This window comes from Bartonella sp. AA74HLJMH (assembly GCF_042197045.1).
In the GTDB taxonomy this organism is placed as follows: Bacteria; Pseudomonadota; Alphaproteobacteria; order Rhizobiales; family Rhizobiaceae; genus Bartonella.
Map to the genome: position 1 here is coordinate 202,545 of NZ_JBHIRJ010000003.1, position 21,863 is coordinate 224,407.

16 protein-coding genes and 1 tRNA gene are annotated in these 21,863 nt (G+C 37.0%); 10 read left to right on the plus strand and 7 right to left on the minus strand.

Annotated elements, in window-relative coordinates; all coding sequences use genetic code 11:
• The first annotated feature begins 641 nt into the window (after positions 1-641).
• From dnaA to gpsA, 9 genes are all read left to right on the plus strand, one after another.
• Positions 642-2,213 (plus strand): chromosomal replication initiator protein DnaA, encoded by a 1,572-nt coding sequence (gene dnaA, locus ACFINH_RS03490; RefSeq protein ID WP_375632158.1) that lies wholly within the window; start codon positions 642-644, stop codon positions 2,211-2,213.
• Between the two features lie 186 nt (positions 2,214-2,399).
• On the plus strand, positions 2,400-3,521 hold the full coding sequence (dnaN, locus tag ACFINH_RS03495; protein WP_375612831.1) for a DNA polymerase III subunit beta: 1,122 nt from the start codon (positions 2,400-2,402) through the stop codon (positions 3,519-3,521).
• Between the two features lie 20 nt (positions 3,522-3,541).
• Entirely contained in the window at positions 3,542-4,675 is a 1,134-nt protein-coding gene (recF, locus tag ACFINH_RS03500) for a DNA replication/repair protein RecF (protein ID WP_375632159.1), read from the plus strand.
• A 53-nt stretch (positions 4,676-4,728) separates the two neighbouring features.
• Complete coding sequence (aroQ, locus tag ACFINH_RS03505) at positions 4,729-5,181, plus strand: type II 3-dehydroquinate dehydratase (protein ID WP_375632160.1); 453 nt, start codon at positions 4,729-4,731, stop codon at positions 5,179-5,181.
• A gap of 130 nt (positions 5,182-5,311) precedes the next feature.
• Positions 5,312-6,283, plus strand: a complete 972-nt coding sequence (cyoA, locus tag ACFINH_RS03510; protein ID WP_375611432.1) for a ubiquinol oxidase subunit II — start codon at positions 5,312-5,314, stop codon at positions 6,281-6,283.
• Positions 6,284-6,359: 76 nt separating this feature from the next.
• Positions 6,360-8,378 carry a cytochrome o ubiquinol oxidase subunit I gene (gene cyoB / locus ACFINH_RS03515; protein WP_375611433.1) on the plus strand — a complete coding sequence of 673 codons (2,019 nt, stop codon included), beginning with the start codon at positions 6,360-6,362 and terminating at the stop codon, positions 8,376-8,378.
• On the plus strand, positions 8,375-9,043 hold the full coding sequence (locus ACFINH_RS03520; protein WP_375632161.1) for a cytochrome (ubi)quinol oxidase subunit III: 669 nt from the start codon (positions 8,375-8,377) through the stop codon (positions 9,041-9,043). Before cyoB ends, ACFINH_RS03520 begins: the two co-directional genes overlap by 4 nt.
• Entirely contained in the window at positions 9,043-9,831 is a 789-nt protein-coding gene (gene cyoD, locus ACFINH_RS03525) for a cytochrome o ubiquinol oxidase subunit IV (RefSeq protein ID WP_375632162.1), read from the plus strand. Before ACFINH_RS03520 ends, cyoD begins: the two co-directional genes overlap by 1 nt.
• Positions 9,832-10,229: 398 nt before the next feature.
• Complete coding sequence (gpsA, locus tag ACFINH_RS03530) at positions 10,230-11,237, plus strand: NAD(P)H-dependent glycerol-3-phosphate dehydrogenase (RefSeq protein WP_375632163.1); 1,008 nt, start codon at positions 10,230-10,232, stop codon at positions 11,235-11,237.
• A gap of 1,847 nt (positions 11,238-13,084) precedes the next feature.
• Here gpsA and fabI read toward each other — a convergent pair.
• Genes fabI through fabA form a run of 3 tightly spaced genes read right to left on the minus strand, consistent with a single transcriptional unit; the run spans position 13,085 to position 15,739 of the window.
• Positions 13,085-13,903 (minus strand): enoyl-ACP reductase FabI, encoded by an 819-nt coding sequence (fabI, locus tag ACFINH_RS03535; protein WP_375610038.1) that lies wholly within the window; start codon positions 13,901-13,903, stop codon positions 13,085-13,087.
• 48 nt (positions 13,904-13,951) lie between these two features.
• Positions 13,952-15,172: a beta-ketoacyl-ACP synthase I gene (gene fabB, locus ACFINH_RS03540; protein ID WP_375628420.1), complete on the minus strand. Its 1,221-nt coding sequence runs from the start codon at positions 15,170-15,172 to the stop codon at positions 13,952-13,954.
• Positions 15,173-15,229: 57 nt separating this feature from the next.
• Positions 15,230-15,739: a 3-hydroxyacyl-[acyl-carrier-protein] dehydratase FabA gene (gene fabA, locus ACFINH_RS03545; RefSeq protein WP_375612836.1), complete on the minus strand. Its 510-nt coding sequence runs from the start codon at positions 15,737-15,739 to the stop codon at positions 15,230-15,232.
• Between the two features lie 232 nt (positions 15,740-15,971).
• On the opposite strand from fabA, the gene irrA reads away from it, so the two are divergent.
• Positions 15,972-16,484 (plus strand): iron response transcriptional regulator IrrA, encoded by a 513-nt coding sequence (gene irrA, locus ACFINH_RS03550; RefSeq protein WP_375612837.1) that lies wholly within the window; start codon positions 15,972-15,974, stop codon positions 16,482-16,484.
• A 46-nt stretch (positions 16,485-16,530) separates the two neighbouring features.
• On the opposite strand, the gene ACFINH_RS03555 is transcribed toward irrA, so the two are convergent.
• The 4 genes from ACFINH_RS03555 to ACFINH_RS03570 all read right to left on the minus strand — a co-directional run bounded on the left by ACFINH_RS03555 (position 16,531) and on the right by ACFINH_RS03570 (position 21,635).
• Positions 16,531-17,091, minus strand: coding sequence for an SH3 domain-containing protein (locus ACFINH_RS03555; RefSeq protein ID WP_375632164.1), 561 nt, complete (start codon positions 17,089-17,091; stop codon positions 16,531-16,533).
• A 1,620-nt stretch (positions 17,092-18,711) separates the two neighbouring features.
• On the minus strand, positions 18,712-18,945 hold the full coding sequence (gene rpsU, locus ACFINH_RS03560) for a 30S ribosomal protein S21 (protein ID WP_012754552.1): 234 nt from the start codon (positions 18,943-18,945) through the stop codon (positions 18,712-18,714).
• Between the two features lie 185 nt (positions 18,946-19,130).
• Positions 19,131-20,804 (minus strand): formate--tetrahydrofolate ligase, encoded by a 1,674-nt coding sequence (locus ACFINH_RS03565; protein WP_375632165.1) that lies wholly within the window; start codon positions 20,802-20,804, stop codon positions 19,131-19,133.
• Positions 20,805-21,558: 754 nt separating this feature from the next.
• Positions 21,559-21,635 (minus strand) — tRNA-Arg (locus ACFINH_RS03570).
• Between the last annotated feature and the right edge of the window lie 228 nt (positions 21,636-21,863).

The window sequence follows — 21,863 nt, forward strand, 5'->3', positions numbered from 1 at the left end:
TATTTCAAAAAGTTTCTATTGAAAATAAGAATCGATAATGATTCTCCACTTGAAAAAGGAGAGAAAGTTTATAGAGGGAGGTATGGTTATCCACAAGCTTTGTGGATTTGTACAGAGTCTTTTTTGTCAAGCATTTTATTTTTTTTTTTAAATCTGAAGAGATTCTTTAATTATTGGTAAATTTAGAGAAAAAAAATGAATTGAATCAATATTTTTTTTCAGTCTTCATTAATATAAGCATTTTTTTCGGGTTTTTTGATTTTATTTTGACCTCTTGCATTTTACCTCTGCTGTTTTGTATGGTTCTTATGAAGACTAAGAAGCATGAAGGGGTCACATCAGCGCATTATTCTGTATTTTGTTGAATACAAGATGTTTTGATTTAGGCTTTTCGAAACTTTTGTGTTGGAGAGGTTTTCTGACGGTTTTTTAGTTTTCTTAATGGATATGTTTACCATTTTAGAAGGGTGGGTCATATCATGAGTGCAAGTAAATCTTATTGGTCATCTTTGTTAGTAGGGTTGTGATGAGGCTATCCTAGGGGAGGGTGAGTAATCTTATTTGGGGTAGGGCGTTTTGCCTTCGCTAGATTTATTTTAGTTGTTTGGCAGGACAAAATTTTATTTTTATCAGGATGGAAGATGGTGGATAAATTGAACTCTAAAGCTAGTTCCTTTAAAAGGGTTTCGGTAAATATCCTGTCGGCAGAGAACATAATAAAGAATAGGATGACGGAAAGTGATGAGAACGTTTGTAGAAATGCTTCTATAGGGCATTCTATTGTTTCAGAGGAGGAAAGTGCGGCGGCTTTTATACGTGTTATGGCGCAATTAAAGGTGCAGGTTGGTGTTGAGGCTTATACCAGTTGGTTTGGACGTGTGAAGCTTGCTGAATATAGTCATACTCTTGTAAAGCTTTCTGTTCCTACTGCTTTTTTACGTTCATGGATTAATAATCACTATGGTTCTCTTTTGACTCATTTATGGAAACAAGAGAATTCAGCAATTCTTCGTGTTGAAGTTATTGTTCGTGGTATGGAACGCGTTTCAAGAGATGTCGTTTGTAAAAGAAGTGTTCCTCCTGTTGTACTAGAGGAGCAGACGACTTCATCTTTTGTTGAAAGTTGCGCAGAGCATTTAGTTAAGAATTCTCAAACGGGAGTTTTTGGATCTCCACTTGATTCTCGCTATACTTTTGAAAGTTTTGTTGAGGGGGCTTCTAATCGTGTTGCTTTAGCAGCTGCGCGTTCCATTGCAGAGGGGCATAAAAGTGCCTTACGTTTTAATCCTCTTTTTATTCACGCATCTGTTGGCTTAGGAAAAACACATTTGCTTCAAGCGATTGCTGCTTCTGCATTGAAGCGTTTAACGTCTGCGCGCGTTATTTATTTAACTGCTGAATATTTTATGTGGCGTTTTGCAACAGCTATTCGTGATAATGATGCTCTTTCTTTTAAAGAACAGCTTCGTGATATCGACCTTTTGATTATTGATGATATGCAGTTTTTGCAGGGTAAGTCGATACAACATGAGTTTTGCCATTTGCTTAATATGTTGCTTGATAGTGCAAAACAGGTTGTTGTCGCTGCAGATCGTCCACCAGCAGAATTAGAATCGCTTGATCTTCGCGTTCGCTCTCGTCTTCAGGGAGGGGTAGCTCTTGAAATTGAAGCACCAGATTATGAAATGCGTTTGCAAATGTTGCGCCAGCGGTTGAAGGTGGCACAACAAGATGATGGCATGGTATCAATTTCTGATGATATCTTGGAATATATTGCGAAAACGGTTTTAGGGTCGGGGCGTGATATTGAAGGTGCGTTTAATCAGCTCTTGTTTCGTCAATCTTTTGAGTCTGATTTATCTTTAGAGCGGATTGATGAGTTATTAGGTCACTTGACACGTCCTGGTGAACCTAAGCGTATTCGGATTGAAGAAATTCAGCGTACGGTAGCACGCCATTATAATGTTTCTAAACAGGACTTGTTATCTAATCGTCGAACACGTACGGTTGTGAAGCCACGGCAAGTTGCAATGTATTTAGCAAAAGTATTAACTCCTCGCTCGTTGCCAGAAATTGGGCGCCGTTTTGGTGGGCGTGATCATACAACAGTTTTACACGCTGTGCGTAAAATTGAAGATTTGGTTTGTGGTGATCAGACCTTGGCTAAGGAACTTGAGTTGCTTAAGCGGTTGATTGGAGAACAGGCTGTATAGTGTTTATCGTTTCTTTCTTTGGAGAGACTTTAAAGAATTTAATGAAAAGATTTATTTTTTCTTATGCAGGAGTGACTTGCCATTTTAAGAGAGGTTTAATAAACTCTAGCAGGCGATTCTTAAAGAGGGTCTATTCTTTAAGTCTAAAGAATTCTTATAGTTTTTAGTAAATCATACGGGGCTTTTATGCGTATTACAGTTGATCGCAGTCAATTTCTCAAGTCTCTTGGTCGGGTTCACCGAGTGGTAGAGCGCCGTAATACTGTTCCTATTTTATCGAATGTGTTGATTGATGCAGAAAATGGCCGTGTACAGTTAAAAGCAACAGACCTTGATTTAGAGGTTATGGAATCTTTTGCAGTTAATGTTAAACAAGCTGGAGCAACAACTGTTCCGGCACATTTGCTCTATGATATCATTCGAAAACTTCCTGATAGCAATGAAGTTGTATTGTCCGTCGATGAGAATCAAGCAGGTACAATGTCCGTGGTTTCGGGGTGTGCACATTTTCAGCTTCAATGTCTTCCGAAGTCAGACTTTCCAGAGTCACTTCCTGGGCAGTTTGGTTATCGTTTTTCTTTATCGGCATCAGGCTTAAAACATTTACTTGATTGTACACAATTTGCCATTTCTACTGAAGAAACCCGTTATTATCTTAATGGTATTTATTTCCATATTATTAATGATGGTGTTTTGAAATTGCGTTTGGTTGCAACTGATGGTCATCGTTTGGCACAAGTTGAGATGGAAGCTCCTTCGGGAGTTGAGGGAATGCCTGGTGTTATTGTTCCCCGTAAAGCTGTAGGAGAATTGCAAAAACTTCTTTCAGAAGAAAATGATAGCGATGTATGTATAGAGCTTTCGGAGACAAAAATTCGTTTTTCTATAGGCTCTGTGATTTTTACATCAAAATTAATTGATGGAACATTTCCAGATTATCAACGTGTTATCCCTCTTGGAAATGATAAAGAATTAATTGTTAATAGGCAGGACTTTTCTTCTGCAGTTGATCGTGTTTCAACGATTTCAAGTGATCGGGGGCGTGCAGTTAAATTAACGATTGAGCATGGACAGTTAAGGCTTGTTGTTAATAGCCCAGATTCGGGCAGTGCAGAAGATCAATTATCAGTAACTTATGCATCTGAACCGCTTGAGATAGGATTTAATTCACGTTATCTTTTGGATATTGCTGGGCAGCTTTCAAGTGATGAGATGGTTTTTATGTTGGCTGAGGCTGGAGCACCAGCTCTGATTCGTGATAATGATGATGCGGATGTGCTCTATGTACTGATGCCTATTCGCGTTTAGGGGCAGTTGTTTTGCAATGCATGGCCAGTCATGTGCACAAAGTGGCAGTGAGGCAGCTGAAGCTTTTACGTTATCGCAATTATTCTTTTTTCAATATTCATTTTTCTGGTCAGCATGTGGTTTTTACTGGCCATAATGGTGCTGGTAAGACGAATCTTTTAGAGGCGTTATCTTTTCTTTCTCCTGGTCGTGGTTTGCGGCGTGCTGTTTATTCTGACGTTAGTTTTGTAGATGGTGGTGGTGGAGGATTTGTTGTATTTGCGCGTCTTGAATGCGCTCTTTATGGTGAAGTAAAGATTGGTACAGCTTTTGAGGTTAGCGATAACAGTCGAAAGGTCCATATTAATGGTGTGAATGAGTCGAGTGATTGCCTAACAGATTATTGTCATATTAGTGTCCTAACACCGTCTATGGATGGTCTTTTTACAGGTCCTTCACTTGAGCGCCGTAGTTTTTTAGACCGTATGGTTTTGGCGATTGATCCCTTGCATAGGCGCCGCATAGCCGATTATGATAGAGCTATGCGCGCACGTAATCGTTTGTTTTTAGATGGAAATGAAGATTGTGCTTGGTTTGATGCTTTAGAAAAGCAAATGGCAGAATTGGCGACAGCTATTTCTGCGGCGCGTGTTGATGTTATTCGTCTTTTAAATGACATGTTTACACAAATGCCCTCACAGATACCTTTTCCACGAGCTTTTTTGCAAATTGATGGTTTTTTAGAAACAGCTCTTAGTGAAATATCAGCAACTGAAGTTGAAGAACAATTTTGTGATCGATTGCGGCATAATCGCGCAATGGATCGTGCTGCTGGTCGGACGTTAGAAGGACCACATCGTGCAGATTTGCAGGTTTTTTATGCTGATAAAAATAGAGCAGCAACATCTTGTTCAACAGGTGAACAAAAAGCGCTGCTAACAGGTTTAGTTTTGTGTCATGCACGTCTAACAAGTATGATGTCGGAAAGATCTCCCATTCTTCTTCTTGATGAAATGGCTGCCCATCTTGATTCGCATCGACGTGCTGCTCTATTTGATATTCTTGATGATTTAGCTGTACAAACATTTATGACAGGAACAGATCGTCTTTTATTTGATGACTTAAAAGGACGCGCAGAATTCTTTGAGATTAAGGATGGCGCTTTATTGCCGTAAAAACATGCTAAATATTTTTTAATAAGTGATAGATCTGAAAGAAAAGGCTTGCTATGTCAGAGATAATAACGATTTTAAATGGTCCTAATTTAAATTTTCTAGGTCAACGTGAGCCAGAAATTTATGGAACTGAAACTCTAGAAGATATTGAAAAAAGATGCAGAGAATGGGCAAAAAAAAATGATATCATAATAAATTTTTATCAAAGTAATTGTGAAGGGCAATTAGTGGCATGGATACAAGAAGCAATAGAGGCAAGTTCTGGATTGATCATTAACCCAGCGGCTTACAGTCATACATCTGTTGCACTTCTTGATGCCCTAAAAATGTTTTCAGGGCCGAAAGTAGAAGTTCATTTATCTCATATTTATCAGCGTGAAGCTTTTCGTCACCATTCTTATACATCTGCAGGTGTAGACGCTATCATAACTGGGTGTGGAGGTGATGGATATCGGTTTGCACTTGAGTATATTGCAAAACAATTAAGCAAAACAATTAAATTGTGATAGGTAAAGAGTAAGCATTTAATAAGAGTAATATAGGCATTTAATTCTCTTGATAATTATTTTCAAATCTGTACAATGTGAGGTATATATTTATGACAGTTTTTAGTGCGTATGACGGGGGTAAATAGAGATGAAAAGCTTTGTTAGACAATTAGAAATGCTTGTGATTTTAGGGGGAGCACTGCTTTTGTCTGGTTGTAAAATTGATGTTATGCAGCCATCAGGTTATGTTGCACGTCAACAGCTCATTTTGATCGTTGTTTGTGTGGTGGTGATGCTTTGTATTGTTATCCCAGTTATGGTGAGTGTGGTATTTTTAGCTATAAAATATCGTGCATCGAATATGAAAGCGGACTATTCTCCTGATTGGGCACATTCAAATAAAATTGAAGCATTGATGTGGGGTATTCCAGTTGTAATTGTAATGGTTTTAGGTTCATTAACAGCTTATTATACCTATAAGCTTGAACCTACAAATCCTCTTCCAGTGGAAGTTGTAGGTGAAGGAAAGCCATTACAGATTGATGCTGTTGCTCTTGATTGGAAATGGCTTTTTATTTATCCTGAATACGGTGTTGCATCGATTAATGAGATTTATGCGCCTGAAGGACGTCAAGTTTTATTGCAATTGACGTCAGAGAATTCTGTCAATGCTTTTTGGGTTCCCAAATTGGGTACAGTTCTTTACGCTATGCCGCAGATGAATGCTAAGTTGCATTTGGTCGCTGAAGAGCAAGGAGTATTCAAAGGAGCCTCAGCAAATTATAGTGGTGATGGTTTTTCGGGTATGCGGTTTAAGTGGCATTCTGTGTCTTTGCAGGATTTTGAGGATTGGATTGTAAAAGCTCGGGCTAATGGTCGAGTACTTGATCGTTCATCTTATCGTCAACTTTCTATTGCGCCTCGTATGGGTGATATTGCTGCGAAGGAAAAAGATGCTGAAGTTCGTTATTTTGCACCTGTTGAGAAGCGGCTTTACTATCGTGTTGTTAATCGATGTGTCGATGAAAAGACGGTATGTAATGAAGATTTAATGAAACGTGCTGCTGCTCAGACGCTATGGGGTGCACTATGTTCAGTATTTGATCCTGATGTTATTTAACAGAGTCAATAAAGTAAAGAGCCCTTTTAACAAAGGTTTCTTTTAAACTTGAATTTCATTTGAAATGGGTTGAGAAATGTTTGGAAGACTTACAGATCCTACGGCAGGTGCTTTTCATGCGCTTGCACATGAACCGATCGTTTTGTATACATGTATTGCGATTGTTTTGGTTGGTTTAATTGCTGTTATTGCTCTAACAGTACTTGGGTGGTGGGGGATTCTATGGCGAAATTGGATTACAACGGTTGACCATAAACGCATAGGTATTATGTACATCGTTCTTGGAATTATTATGCTTGTTCGCGGTTTTGCGGACGCACTTATGATGCGAACGCATCAAGCTTTAGCTCTTGGGAGTGAAACAGCAGGTTATTTGCCCCCTGAGCATTTTGATCAAATTTTTTCGGCGCATGGTACGATCATGATTTTTTTCATGGCCACGCCTATTTTATTTGGTCTTTTTAATTATCTTATACCACTTCAAATTGGTGCGCGTGATGTTGCTTTTCCCTTTGCAAATAATCTAGGTTTTTGGATTACGGCTGCAGGGGCGATATTGATTAACATATCCCTAGGTGTTGGGAATTTTGGTCGTGGTGGTTGGTTGATGTATCCACCTTTTACAGAATTGCAAACGAGTCCAGATACAGGGGTAGATTATTATTTATGGTCACTTCAGCTTTCTGGTATTGCAACAACAATGGGATCAGTGAATTTTATTGCAACGATGATTAAAATGCGTGCTCCTGGAATGACAATGATGAGAATGCCTATTTTTTGTTGGAGTGCTTTTGTCAGCAATGTTCTTATTGTAGTCATTTATCCTGTTTTGGCTGTAGCATTTGCACTCTTGGCATGTGATCGTTATTTGAACATGAATTTCTTTACCAATGTTGGTGGCGGAAATCCGATGGTATGGATTAACTATGTTTGGGTTTTTGGTCATCCTGAGGTTTATGTTTTGGTTGTTCCTGCTTTTGGAATTGTTTCTGAAGTTGTATCAACTTTTTCTTCAAAACGCCTCTTTGGTTATACTTCAATGATATGGGCCATGTTGGTTATTTTGATTCTTTCGCTTCTTGTTTGGGGCCATCATTTCTTCACAATGGGTGGGGGTGAAGCTGTAAATACCTTCTTTAGTATTGCTACGATGATTATTGCAGTTCCAACCGGTGTAAAAGTTTTTAATTGGCTGCTTACGATGTATAGAGGTCGGATTCGCTTTGAGCCTCCTATGCTTTGGTGCATGGGTATGATCTTTACATTTGTTGGTGGTGGATTAACAGGTGTTTTATTATCTATTGTTCCTGCTGATTGGCAGTTTCATAATTCGCTCTTTTTGATAGCACATTTCCATCATACAATTATTGGAGGTGTGGTTTTTGCGTACTTAGCGGGGATTGCATTTTGGTTTCCAAAAGTTTTTGGTTATAAACCAAATCGCATACTAGGTATTACATCTTTTTGGTGTTGGTTTATTGGTTTTTACCTTGCCTTTTTCCCCGTTTATGCGCTTGGTTTAATGGGGGCGACGCGTCGTCTTCAGCATTACATGGAACCTAGTTGGCAGCCTATGTTTATTATTGCTGCATTGGGTGCTTGTATTATCTTACTTGGTATCCTTTGTTTTGTGCTACAGGTTGTTTTGGCGATTTGGTACGGTATTAAGCATAAAGGGCACTTACCGGTAACATTAAATGATTCTTGGGGTGATGCACGTACACTTGAATGGTTTACCTCTTCACCGCCTCCTTCTTATAATTTTGCCCTCCTTCCAAAGATACAGTCTGATGATGCTTATTGGAATATGAAGAAAAGTGGTTATCAACGGCCAACAAGTGGATTTACAAAAATTCATATGCCATCGAATACATCGGCTGGAATTATTGCTGGCTTCTTCTCATTAGTTGTTGGTTTTGCGCTTGTTTGGCATATTTGGTGGCTTGTTGCGGTTGGACTGGTTGGTTTTATTGCAACGCTTGTGTGTCATTCATTAACAGGTGATCATCATGGTTACTATATTCCAGCTGAAGAAGTGCAAAAAACTGAAGATGCCTTTACGGCTGTTCTTAAAGAACAAGGAGTGACAGTATGAGTGCTGTAACAATGAATAACGCGAGTACTATAGATGAACTTCACCACGATAGTAGCTCGGTAATGACGTTTGGTTTTTGGGTCTATATTCTTTCAGACTTAATCCTGTTTTCGACACTGTTTTCAAGTTTTGCTGTATTTTCTGCTTCTTATGGTGGTGGTAAAGCGGGCAGTGAGTTTATAGATTTAAAGTTTGTTTTGGTTGAGACTGCTTTCTTGTTGATTTCATCCGTCACTTATGGCTTTGCAATGGTACAAGCACATAAAAATAACATCAGTGGTGTGCGTTTATGGATGGCTGTTACCTTTGTATTGGGGTGTTGCTTCATTGGTATGGAACTTTACGAATTTCATGAACTTTTGAGTGAGGTTTTTTATTTCGATCCAAATGCTTATGCGGGTATTGATCCTGCAACAGGTTTACAGCTTTTTGGACGGGAAATTCTCTCTGCTTATTGGTCAGCATTTTTTGCTTTGGTTGGCACTCATGGACTTCACGTAAGTGTTGGCCTTCTTTGGATGGTTGTGATGTTTTTTCATCTTCGTCGTAATGGCTTGGATCAGAACAATAAAACACGTTTAGCATGTCTTTCCATTTTTTGGCATTTACTTGATATTGTGTGGATTGGTGTTTTCACCATGGTTTATCTATTAGGAGCGTTGTGATGAGCGTGCAAAATGAAACACATGGTCCCAGTACTGGTTCCTATTTGGTTGGTTTTATTCTGGCTGTATTTTTCACTTTGGGTTCTTTTATTCCTGTGATGTATGGAATGATGGAAAGTTGGGCAGTTAGTACAAAGGTTGCGTATCTTATTGGGATGGCGATTATTCAGATTATAGTACAAATTGTTTTCTTTTTGCACTTGAATTCTGGTCCAGACGCCAAGTGGAATTTAAGCGCGTTGTGGTTTGCTGTTATTTGCGTTTTTGTTATTATTGGGGGAACTTGGTGGGCTATTTCTCATTTGAATTATAATATGATGGGTGGTTCAGGACGTGTTATTGAACCGGAAATATCAAGTAGAGATGATTCTTCAGTGTCTGAGCAGTTATCAAACAAAGATATATCTGTAAGAAAACAGCCAGAAAAGATACAGGGCTCAGAGGTTTCGATGGAGCAAGGTGCAAGTACGCAAACTCCTGTAGATCAAGCACCTGGTTCAGAAATGCCTATGGGGCAGGGTCTAAGTACGCAAACTCCTGTAGATCAAGCACCTGGTTCAGAAATGCCCATGGGGCAGGGTCTAAGTACGCAAACTCCTGTAGATCAAGCACCTGGTTCAGAAATGCCCATGGGGCAGGGTCTAAGTACGCAAACTCCTGTAGATCAAGCACCTGGTTCAGAAATGCCTATGGGGCAGGGTCTAAGTACGCAAACTCCTGTAGATCAAGCACCTGGTTCAGAAATGCCCATGGAGCAAGATCCAAATACGCAGTTTCCTGTGGAGTAGTTGTTAGAAATATCTACGGAGCTGATGCGGCATGTATCAGCTTCGTAGAAGAAATTTGTAGGATATAAAGCAGGAGATAAGTACAAGATATCAGTGGAATGAGTATCATTATTTTGAATATACTTTTAATTTAAAAGAGAAAGTCCGTGGGGTATTTAGTCAAGCTTTAATTTTTGAGACAAATAGCTATTTGTAGAATATACAAAAAGTGATATTTGTAAAATTTACTACAAAGAAAGAGAATGTGCGAAACAAGTTTTTATGTTGTGTGAGATAAAAAGCTACGAAGCAGTAATATTTTTAGATTTAAAGAATTTATATTAAAGATAGCATTAAAATTATTTGTAATAATAATATGCAATTGAAATCAAAAATTTAGAGAATAATCAGAAAATTTAATGAAAACCGTTGCAATGACAGTTATAGGTGCTGGTTCTTTTGGTACTGCATTAGCGATAGCTCTTGCCCGTAATGGTCATAATATTTTACTTTGGGGATATAGTCCTCAACATATCAAAGAATTACAGGAACAACGTTGTAATCAAGTATATTTACCCGATGTTCGATTTCCTGAAAATTTATTACTTGAAGCTTCCCTTGAAACTGCAATAACGGCAAGTCACAATATATTAATCGCTGTTCCAAGCCATGTATTTCATCAAGTTTTGTATAATATTCAGCCTTATTTAGATCAGCATTCACGCGTTATTTGGGCTACAAAAGGTTTAGAACATGGTACTGGACGTTTCTTACAAGAGGTTGCTCGTGAGATTTTAGGTGAAAAAATTCCTTTAGCTGTTTTTTCTGGACCAACTTTTGCGCAAGAACTAGCTATTGGTTGGCCTACTGCAATGACGATAGCAGCTTCTGATGTTGAGTTTGGTAAAGAATTGCAGCAACTTTTTCATTGTGACAAAAGTTTTAGAGTTTATAAAAGTTCAGATATGATTGGTGTTCAATTAGGGGGGGCAGTCAAAAATGTTATTGCTATTGGTGCAGGAATATCAGATGGCATAGGTTTTGGGGCAAATGCACGAATAGCTCTTATCACACGAGGACTAGCTGAAATCAGTCGTTTAGGGGGGGCTATGGGTGCTGAGCTTTCCACATTTATGGGAATGACAGGCTTAGGTGATCTGGTTTTGACATGTACTGATAATCAGTCGCGTAATCGCCGTTTTGGAATACTTCTTGGTAAAGGAATAGATATAAAAGAAGCAGAAAAACAAATTGGTCAGGTTGTGGAAGGATACTTAAATACCAAGGAAGTATATACGTTGGCGCAGCGTATTGGGGTAGAAATGCCCATTGTAGAACAAATTTATCAAATTCTCTATTGTGGTAAAAATATAACTGAAGCGGCAAACACATTACTAAGCCGCGCCCTCAAGGACGAAATTCAATGATATCCTGTTTTTTAATAATTCCAATCGTAAAAAATAGAAACATGTTATGATAGACATATAAAATAGATTTTATTGATGGTTGTATAAGGCGGTCATATTCCAGAAAATTATAGATTCATATCATTCGATTCTTTATGAAACATGGCTGAAATATAAAAGTTTTGGCTTTTGTCTCAGAGCTATCTCTTTGAAGATAAATTATCGTTTCCACTTACACATGTTTATGTAATGTAATGAACAAGATATTTTTATTGTCTCTTAAATTCATCTCACAATGATATTTGCAAACAGAATAATACAAGACTCATTAGGTAGAATCATCTTATTTATGTAACCGTATAAGCTAAGAATATCGGGGCAGGGATATTGTGAAACTCTGTTTTTGTAATTCTTTAAAACAAGAAGACAATCTAATTTGGGAAGAAGATGAAATTTTAAAGCTGAAAATCTGTTCCCATTTCTACAATCATTTTTAAATTCAGTTTTACGCTATCTAAAGCAATATCTTTTAAATAATGGAGATTATCTCACACCTTTATTTTTCTCATTTTCTAATGAAAGCATTTCTCTGACGTGTCAGGTAAAATAGAACGTCCAAAAAAACACGATTGCTGTTATATATTCACGTGCTTGTTTTAAAGAGACCTCTCTTAAAACTCCTAAGTCCAATTTGCGACGGCGACCGTGAATAGTGTAACCGATAAAGCTATTGTGCACATCCCCATCTTTATGTTTATGAAGGAGGAAGACGAGCATCATTACACCCCCAAATGTTGTGAGACAGCTCTTGGCACTTGAAGCTGTTCAGTAGAGATATTTAAGCCTTTTATTTTCTCACATGTCAATTCTGTTTTTTATATGCAAGAAATGATTTTTGGAATTATAACTTTGAAAGTCTAAGATTGAAAAAATGTTATTGTACTTGTTTGTGGCTGTCATTTAAACTGAAAAATAATGTGATTATAAAGATAAAAAATTGATTTATATAAATGATTCATTTTATTTTTGTATTGAGTTAATTAAAAATATATGTTTGCTTGTCACAAGCGGGTTAGTATGTGGATAAAAATTATTAAAGATACTTCTAATGAATCATCTCAAGTGTCAAGGGTTGTTTCAATATTAGAACATGGCAAGTAAAATGACGGTGTTGGTTTGTCATCTGTATAAACATTAAAATGGTGGTAAAAAAAGGATTTTATGTACTTCACAAGGATTTTTTATACGTTCTACAGGTACCATTGTGAAATGGAATGGCGTGCATTGAGAGATATCTTTAAAAAATGCATGAAGGAGAAACAGCTATAGTGTTTTTGGGTGTTCTATTTTACCTGACACATCAGAGCAATGCTTTCATTAAAGAACAATAGTAAGATTAATGATTGATTTCTTTACGCCTTCATATTCATCCTAAATTAGATTGTATTTGCGTTTCAAGAATAAATCAAACGGTAGGAATATTTTTTTCAATTTGCTACACAAAAGCTGAAACTAAGGGTTTTAATAATTCTCTAATCTCTGTTTCAAACTGCGGTGGCATGAGGGTTGGATATTGATTTATAAGCAATGGCAAAAGCGTATGCTTTAATAAGGTAAATAACGTCATAAAATACACACTTTATCAACCATGGATTGAAGAAATATTCCGGCTTTTATAAAATATTTTGCGAAACAAGGCATCGTACATCTGATTTTGTATTGACTTATTCTTACAAACATTTGCACATATTCCTTACGTCATATTATTATAAGTCAATACACTATTATATAGCTGAGAAAGTACTCAATACCCGATTAAAGCACTATGTACATGATTGATTTTCTTTTTTAGTGCAATGAAATAAATTTTATTCTTCTTGGGAATCGTCACTTTTTTTCAGTTCTTCAAGTATTGGCATAGACATGATGTTATAGCCTGAATCAACATAATGGATTTCACCTGTAACACCTGATGATAAGTCAGAGAGTAGATAAAGAGCAGATTTTCCAATTTCATGAATATCTACGGTACGCCGTAATGGGGCATTACGGCGTTGATGTGAAAATATTGCCCGTGCAGCTGCAATACCATTACCTGCTAAAGTTCTAACAGGACCAGCGGAAATCGCATTGACACGAATATTTTGAGGACCAAAGTCCGCTGCTAAATAACGTACCATAGCTTCTAAAGCTGCTTTAGCAACACCCATGATGTTATAATTAGGCACAACTTGCTGTGAAGCACCATAGGTAAGAGTTAAAAGTGTTCCTCCATTGGGCATAAGCTTACCCGCGCGCTGGGCAATTTCAGTAAAGGAATAAGCTGAAATAACCATCGTGCGTTGAAAGTTTTCACGTGTTGTAACATCAACGTAACGCCCTTTTAGCTGAGTTTTATCTGAAAAACCAATGGCATGGACAATAAAATCAATTGTTTTCCATTCTTTTTCAAGTTGCTCAAAGACGTAATCAATATTTTCACTTTTTTCAACGTCACACTCTAGCACTAATTTGCAGCCAAGTTTATCTGCTAGGGGATGAACACGTTTTCCAAAAGCATTTCCTTGATAAGTCAACGCTAATTCCGCTCCTGCTTGTGCGAGCTGACAGGCAATGCCCCAAGCAATTGAATGGTCATTCGCAATTCCCATAATAAGGCCGCGTTTGCCCTCCATCAAACCTTTCATATTATTCTCCGTAAGACCGTACTTTTTTCAATTACTAAGAGCTTTTGTTTATACATAACGTTGGAAAACAAGCGTTGCATTGGTACCGCCAAAGCCAAAAGTATTCGACAATACGGTATTCAGTTGTTGATGATCACGTCGTTCACGAACGATTGGCATATCAGCAAAAGCTGGATCAAGTTCTTCAATATGGGCACTTTCACAAATAAAATTATGATTCATCATTAACAATGTATAGATTGCTTCGTGAACACCTGCTGCTCCCAAGGAATGTCCTGTTAGAGACTTGGTAGCGGAAATGGGGGGGCATTGATCACCTGCTCCAAAGACACGACGGATAGCTTCTATCTCAGGAGGATCACCAACAGGAGTTGCTGTCGCATGGGGATTGATATAATCAATTTTATTATCGACTGTTGCAAGGGCCATGCGCATGCATCGTTCTGCTCCCTCTCCTGATGGGGCAACCATATCATGTCCATCGGATGTCGCACCGTATCCAACGATTTCTCCGTAGATTTTTGCACCACGTGCTTTAGCAAGTTCTAAATCTTCAAGGACTAAAACGCCAGCACCTCCAGCAATGACAAAACCATCACGATTAACATCATAAGCACGTGAAGCTTTGTGAGGAATGTCATTATATCTGCTGGACATAGCGCCCATGGCATCGAATAAAACAGATAGTGTCCAATCCAAATCTTCGCAGCCACCGGCAAAGATGCGCTTCTGTTTACCATATTGAATCATTTCGTAAGCATTACCAATACAATGATTGGAGGTAGCACAAGCTGAAGAGATTGAATAATTAATCCCCTTTATTTTAAAGAAAGTTGCTAATGTTGCAGATGCTGTGGAACTCATCGCTTTAGGGACAACAAAAGGTCCAACACGTTTTGGACCTTTTTGGCGTGTAATGTCAGCAGCTTCTACGATTGAATGTGTTGAAGCACCTCCAGAACCCATAATAATACCCGTGTGTTCGTTCGATACTTCATGCGGTTCTAGACCCGCATCAGCAATTGCTTGATCCATGGCGATGTGATTCCATGCTGTTCCACGCCCATGAAAACGTAGAGCACGTCGATCTACGAGTTCTTCTATATTAATATCGGGCTTGCCATAAACTCTGCTACGAAAGCCTAATTCAGCATATTGAGGTGCGTAAGAAATTCCGGATTTTGCTTCACGTAAACTGGTTAAAACAGCTCCAGGGTTATTTCCAATTGCGGAGACAATTCCCATTCCGGTTACAACAACTCGACGCATTCATACCTCCTCGTTCCATACAGAATAGTGAAAAGTTCTTTCTGACGGAAATAACGTTCAATCTTCTTTGAATAAAGCAACGCGTAAATCGTTCGCCTTATAAATAGTCTCTCCATCTGCTTTTAGCCACCCATCAGCTATTCCTAAGACTAAATTTCCACGTCGAATACGCTTAAAATCTATTTCATATTCAAGAATTTTGGTTTGTGGAGTTACCATCCCTGATAACTTTACTTCACCTGTTGATATTGCTCTTCCTTTGCCTGGTTCGCCTAGCCAACCAAGAAAAAAACCTGTTAATTGCCACATACCATCCAGTCCGAGACATCCTGGCATGACGGGATCGCCTATAAAGTGACAATTAAAGAACCACATGTCAGGTGTAATGTCAAATTCGGCGCGAACCATTCCTTTATTGTATTTACCATCAGTTTCACTAATTTGAGTGATTCGATGAATCATTAACATTGGCGGTGCTGGCAATTGCGCATTACCTCTACCAAACATTTCGCCGCGAGCGCAGCTTAGAAGCTCTTCATAAGTGTAGCGAGACTTTTGTTCAGCCATTGTTACTCCATTTATTTGCATATATCTTTATTTCTGCGCTTTTCCCAACCTACTTTTAGAGCAAATTTTAAAGAGAGGGAAATGATTTTATATCATTTTTAATGACAAAAGCCTTTTTTTATGTATTCTACATAGGTAATTATTTAAAAATGGAATACAAGATTACACCATACTATTCCCATTTTTTTGTATTTTGATCTTATTTAGCAGGAATATATTTGGGTTTGTAATTATGTCAGTGAGTGCAGACAATTTAGATATGAATGAAGAGCAGCAGTTCACAAAAGAGTGTGGAAAAATTGTGCAATATTATTCCATTTCTATGTTAGAAAAACATTTGCGTCAAAATGGTCTGCGTCCAACACGTCAGCGGTTGGAGCTTGCACATATGATTTTTTCTCAAGGAAATCGTCATATTACTGCTGAAGAGCTCTATGAGGAAGCGGTGAGGGCAGGTGTACCTGTATCTTTAGCAACGGTTTATAATACGCTTCATCAATTTACGGAAGCGGGATTATTACGGATTATTGCCGTAGAAGGTTCAAAAACTTGGTTTGATACCAATACCTCTGATCACTACCATTTTTATATAGAAGGTGAAAATCGTATTCTTGATATTCCTTATAATTTGGAAGAAGCTCCCATTATTAGAAATTTGCCTAAGCCACCAGAAGGTATGGAAATTTCACATGTTGATTTAATCGTGCGATTGAAACCAAAAAATCAATCTTGCGATAGGCAGTGAGGATATTTAATGAGGAATAAAAATTAAACTTGTTGAGTCTGAGTATTCACCAACCTTTTACTTTTTCATCAGGATAGATTCCCCATAACTGGGGTTGCTGAAGCCATCCGCGCGTATTATTAATGTTTATTTCGCACCATTGTCCATCACATTGGCGGATGTTACCAATGACGTTAGGTTCTACTTCCGCCACAAGTTCTGCGTTGTCGGTGGGGTTTTTTCGTAGCATCAGCCTTTTTGTTTTATCTTTTTGCCATGGAATAGTTATAGCAGTTCGCTTTCCCGATAAAAGCGATTGATACACCCATCCCTCATCGCCTTCTGCATCACGAATTTTGCGCCATTGATCATATTCTTGAATGATTTCAATAGGTAAGCCCTTCTTTTTGTAGGTGAAAATGATAGAATAGTTGCTTCCTGGTCCGACGCGTACATTAACGCTGGTGGGTTTAATCGAAGCAAATCGCGGAAGTGGTAAACCACTGGGCCCTAAATTTTGATTAAATGTTTGTGCATGCAACAAATGAGGTGAACCCAATACAATGACTGTTGCTATTAAGATACATGATATGAGTATTGAAACGCGAAACCAACGAGAATTTTGCACACCGAACTCCTTTATTTCGTCATATATTGGAAATTTAAAATCTGAAAGATAAGACTGGAAACTGATAAAAAGTATGACACATTGCTCGTTAAAGAGATCTAAACGATGAAAAAATTGCTACAAAAATATCAAAATAAGGAAAACAAAAGGTTTGTATTTCTTAGTGCTTATCTTGTTTATGAGGGGGTAGATATAAATAAACATTAGATTTTTATGTAGCTGTAAGCGTGATAAAACAGTAAAGTATATTGGAGCCATAGGCAGTTTTTGTACAGGAAATTAGGGCTAAAGTATTGCATCTCTTTTCTGAGTTTGTTTCTCAAAGTAAAAGTGCATGTATGCATACTATGAACAAAGAGCTGTTCAGAAAGGGATTATTGTGTGGCTTGAAAAGAAGTTTTGAATGAACAAAATAATACGATAAATAAAACATTTAAGCGTAAAAATATGAGCAACATTATAGAGTAGATTGATATATGAAGGGCTAATTTTAACAGGACACTTTTTCGTGATAATTCATTTATAAAATTTTCTACACTCTAATCTTATGCCATGATAATGCTTATCCGTATGGTAGATAAGCTGGCTCCATCGTTCTATTTACCAGCTTTCAATGTTATGCAGTTCCTATTATTTATAGTGTTTATAAGAAGCATTTTTGTTTTTTCTTAAATAGCTTTTATTCTATTTGCATACGAATCCCGCTTATGATGTACAAGAAGATAATCTTGATTGATTCAATATGAGAAAGTGTTGAGAAACTTTACGTTATTCAGAATTATTACTTAATATGAAAAACGATTACTTATAATAATAAATCTCCGCGTTAAAAACTTTAACTCGTTATTTAAATTTTAAAAACATTTCCATCAAAAATGGTAATAAAAGGCACATTCATCCATATTAAAATACAGTATTTTCTCTGTTTATTGTCAATTTTCTTTTTCTCTAACTCAGTATAGAAGAAAGTTGAATGAAATAGAAAGGCTTATTCGATACACTGATGAGGGTAATTACATAAGTGATGAATAGAAGAATTTTATCAAGAAAAAAGAATCTGTAGTGCAGTGGTTGAAATTCGTCATCCTTTAGAGAGACAGAATCAAGAGATATAAAAGTTATGGAATTATATCGTTTTGTTACATAACTGAAGGTAAAGAGGATTATGCATTTAATATCATATATTTACACACAATCGCATATTGCGATAGTTATTTTTGTTTTGTAATCAGACCTAGGATGATCGAAAGATGTAGAATATTTAATGACAAAAAAGAAATTCATCATGAAATTTGCACATAAGAAGCAGTTATTTAAGAGATATCCAGAAGGAGAAAATTATAGCAAAAAGTGATAATAAAACACCCCGCACTCAATTTACATAGGAAAAAGTCGCTTTAATATCTAAAGTGTAGTTTGTTATCTATTTTTTGAAATATAAGAGTGAAATAAAAACCACCTCTATGATAGAAACCTTATTATTTTCAAATAACTAACATATTAGATAACATTGTACATAAAAACCTACACAAGCAATTCATCGCAATTGCCTATGAAGATAAAATTTTCTAGTAGCTTACTATCTATTGCTTATGCAATTATATAATATCATAAAGCACATTACTTTACCGCAACAGTCCGTCCGTTACTAACAAAACCTTCTCTTTGTGCACGCTTACGAGCAAGCTTACGTGTACGACGAATAGCCTCAGCTTTTTCACGAGCACGCTTCTCAGATGGCTTCTCATAATAACTACGCATTTTCATTTCACGGAAGATACCTTCACGCTGCATCTTTTTTTTCAACGCGCGGAGCGCTTGATCAACATTATTATCACGAACGAGTACTTGCACTATTTATCCTGCTTTTTTCAGTGTCACAAATAATAGGAAAACCTACGTCCTTTTAAAGGCATATCCAAAAGGACAAAAACTTATATCATATAAATAAGACATTTGTCTATATCGCTTTTAAAAATTCTATTTTTTTTGTAATAAAATGCTTTTTATAATGAATGATAGATTTCATGATTATAAACTTATGAAAGTCCTTGTATTTGATCATTTTCGTCAAGATGAATTTTTTCCGCCGTGGGATAATGGGGTAGTCCCGGCATGGTCATAACATCTCCACAAATGACAACAATAAAACCGGCTCCCGCACAGAGACGAACTTCTCGTATGGGAATTTCAAAATCAACAGGAGCTCCGTATTGCTTGGGATCAGAAGAAAAAGAATAAGGTGTTTTGGCCATACAAATAGGGTAGACGCCAAAACCTTCTTTTTCCCAAGTTTCAAGTTGTTTGAGAATAGGGGCTGAGATGATGGCGCCACGTCCACCGTATAGCTTTGTTATAATACAATTAATTTTTTGAACGAGTGGAATATCATCTTGATAGAGAACTTTAAAATCAGAATCGTGCTTTTCAATCAAGGTAACGAGTTCTTGTGCAAGTTCTATAGCGCCTTTTCCACCTTGTTCCCAATGCTTACAGATAATAGCTTTGTGTCCAGTTGTTGCAACTATTTTTTGTAATGTTTTTATTTCAGCATCGCTATCGCTGTCAAAATGATTGATAGCCACAACACAAGGAATACCGTAGTGCTTCATATTTTTTATGTGTCGTAAAAGATTGGCAGCTCCTTTTTCTAAAGCGGTGATATTTTCTTCTGTCAGGTTATTTTTATCCAGACCACCATTCATTTTTAATGCACGAATAGTTGCGACGATCACTGTAGCATTTGGTACAATACCTGCTTGCCTACATTTGATATTGAAGAACTTTTCTGCTCCAAGATCTGCTCCAAACCCTGCTTCTGTGACAACATAATCAGCAAGTTTTAAAGCAGTTTTTGTTGCTATAACTGAATTGCAACCATGAGCAATGTTGGCAAAAGGTCCTCCATGAACGAGAACAGGATTATTTTCAATTGTCTGTACGAGATTGGGTTGTATAGCATCTTTGAGAAGAACTGCCATTGCACCTTCCGCATTGAGATCAGCAACGGTGATGGGCGTTTTATCATAACGATAAGCAACAATAATTTTTTTGAGTCGTTGTGTAAGGTTTTCTAAATTTTCAGAGAGACAAAGAAGCGCCATAATTTCTGATGCAACAGTAATATCAAAACCTGTTTGACGTGGAAAACCATTTGTTATGCCCCCCAATGAAATGACAATATCGCGCAATACACGGTCATTCATATCAAGAACGCGTTTCCAAACAATGCGACGTGGATCAATGTTTAGAGTATTTCCCCAATAAAGATGATTATCTATCATTGCGGCAAGAAGATTATGAGCAGCTGTAATAGCATGAAAATCACCGGTAAAATGTAAATTAAGGTCATCCATTGGAATGACTTGCGCATAACCACCACCAGCAGCACCACCTTTTACACCAAAACAGGGACCTAAAGATGGTTCTCTCAAGGTAGCTATTGTTTTTTTACCAATAAGATTAAGAGCATCACTTAGTCCAACTGTTGTTGTTGTTTTGCCTTCTCCGGCAGGTGTGGGATTGATAGCTGTGACAAGGATAAGTTTACCATCTGGATTTTTATTAAGCGATTTTATGTATTCAGAAGAAATTTTAGCTTTATCATGACCATAGGGAATGAGATTTTCATGTGAAATACCAATTTTTTGTGCAATTTCAATAATATGTTGCTTTTTAGCAGTGCGAGCAATTTCAATATCAGTTTTAGGCATGGAAAAATTCTTTAAATTCAGCTTTTATTAATGTTTGAGATCTGTACTCTATGGATTAATTGGAAAAATTCATAGAGAACAGAAAAATATTAAGATATCATAGAAATCGATGATATGCCATGCAAGAGATAATGCTAAAGAAGCACAAGAAGAGTTTTATTGTTTTTTAGGAAAAAGAATCTTTTTGCTTTTAAGCAGTAAAAATACGTTTAATTCAATTAAAAATATTGCGAAAAGAAGCTTTGGTTTGCAACAAATGCTGATGACATTAATGGATACCATAAGTGTTTCATAGTAGTACGTTTGAGAAGTAGTTTATTTATTCTTTCCAACAACACACTGAAAAAGTTTCACATGGTGGTAAACCGGAATTTATGGCGGCACATCTGAAGTCCCTCTTAAGATGGGACTGCTATGAATAAAATATCCAGAAACATCCAGTTATGGAACAATTAGAAATAAGCACGTAAAAAATTACCTAACTGAGTAGAGAGTATAATCCGGAAGAGACCAAAAACAAGCGCATAGATTGATAAAAGAAAACAACAACATACGCTACTCATGCAATCGCTACGATTATAAGCTAATAAAAGCACCTTAGAGCTGAATTGAAGGACTCATAACATCTTATTCTAGCAAATGGCTAAAGAAACGACTCACAACAGAATGAAATAACAAAATACAAAGATAGGTAAAAATAAATCACAAAATAAAGAATTTAAAAAGTCTGACTTTATAAGAAGATATTGATAGATGGCGCACCCGAAGAGATTCGAACTCCTGACCCCCAGATTCGTAGTCTGGTGCTCTATCCAGCTGAGCTACGGGTGCATACATTTCAATTTTTTACATTGTCTAAGACAAAGGGTTCCTAATCGTTTCATTAAAGAAATGCAAGTGAAACTTGAGTCGTCATAAAAAAAATCTCTCTTTTTTTATGATATATTTTAAAAAAGGATATAATATATTATGGCTTCAGTTGGTTTTGATATGAACATTTTTTTGTCATGACCATACAAAGCAATATGAACGATAGTTAACTTGACGTTTTAATCTATG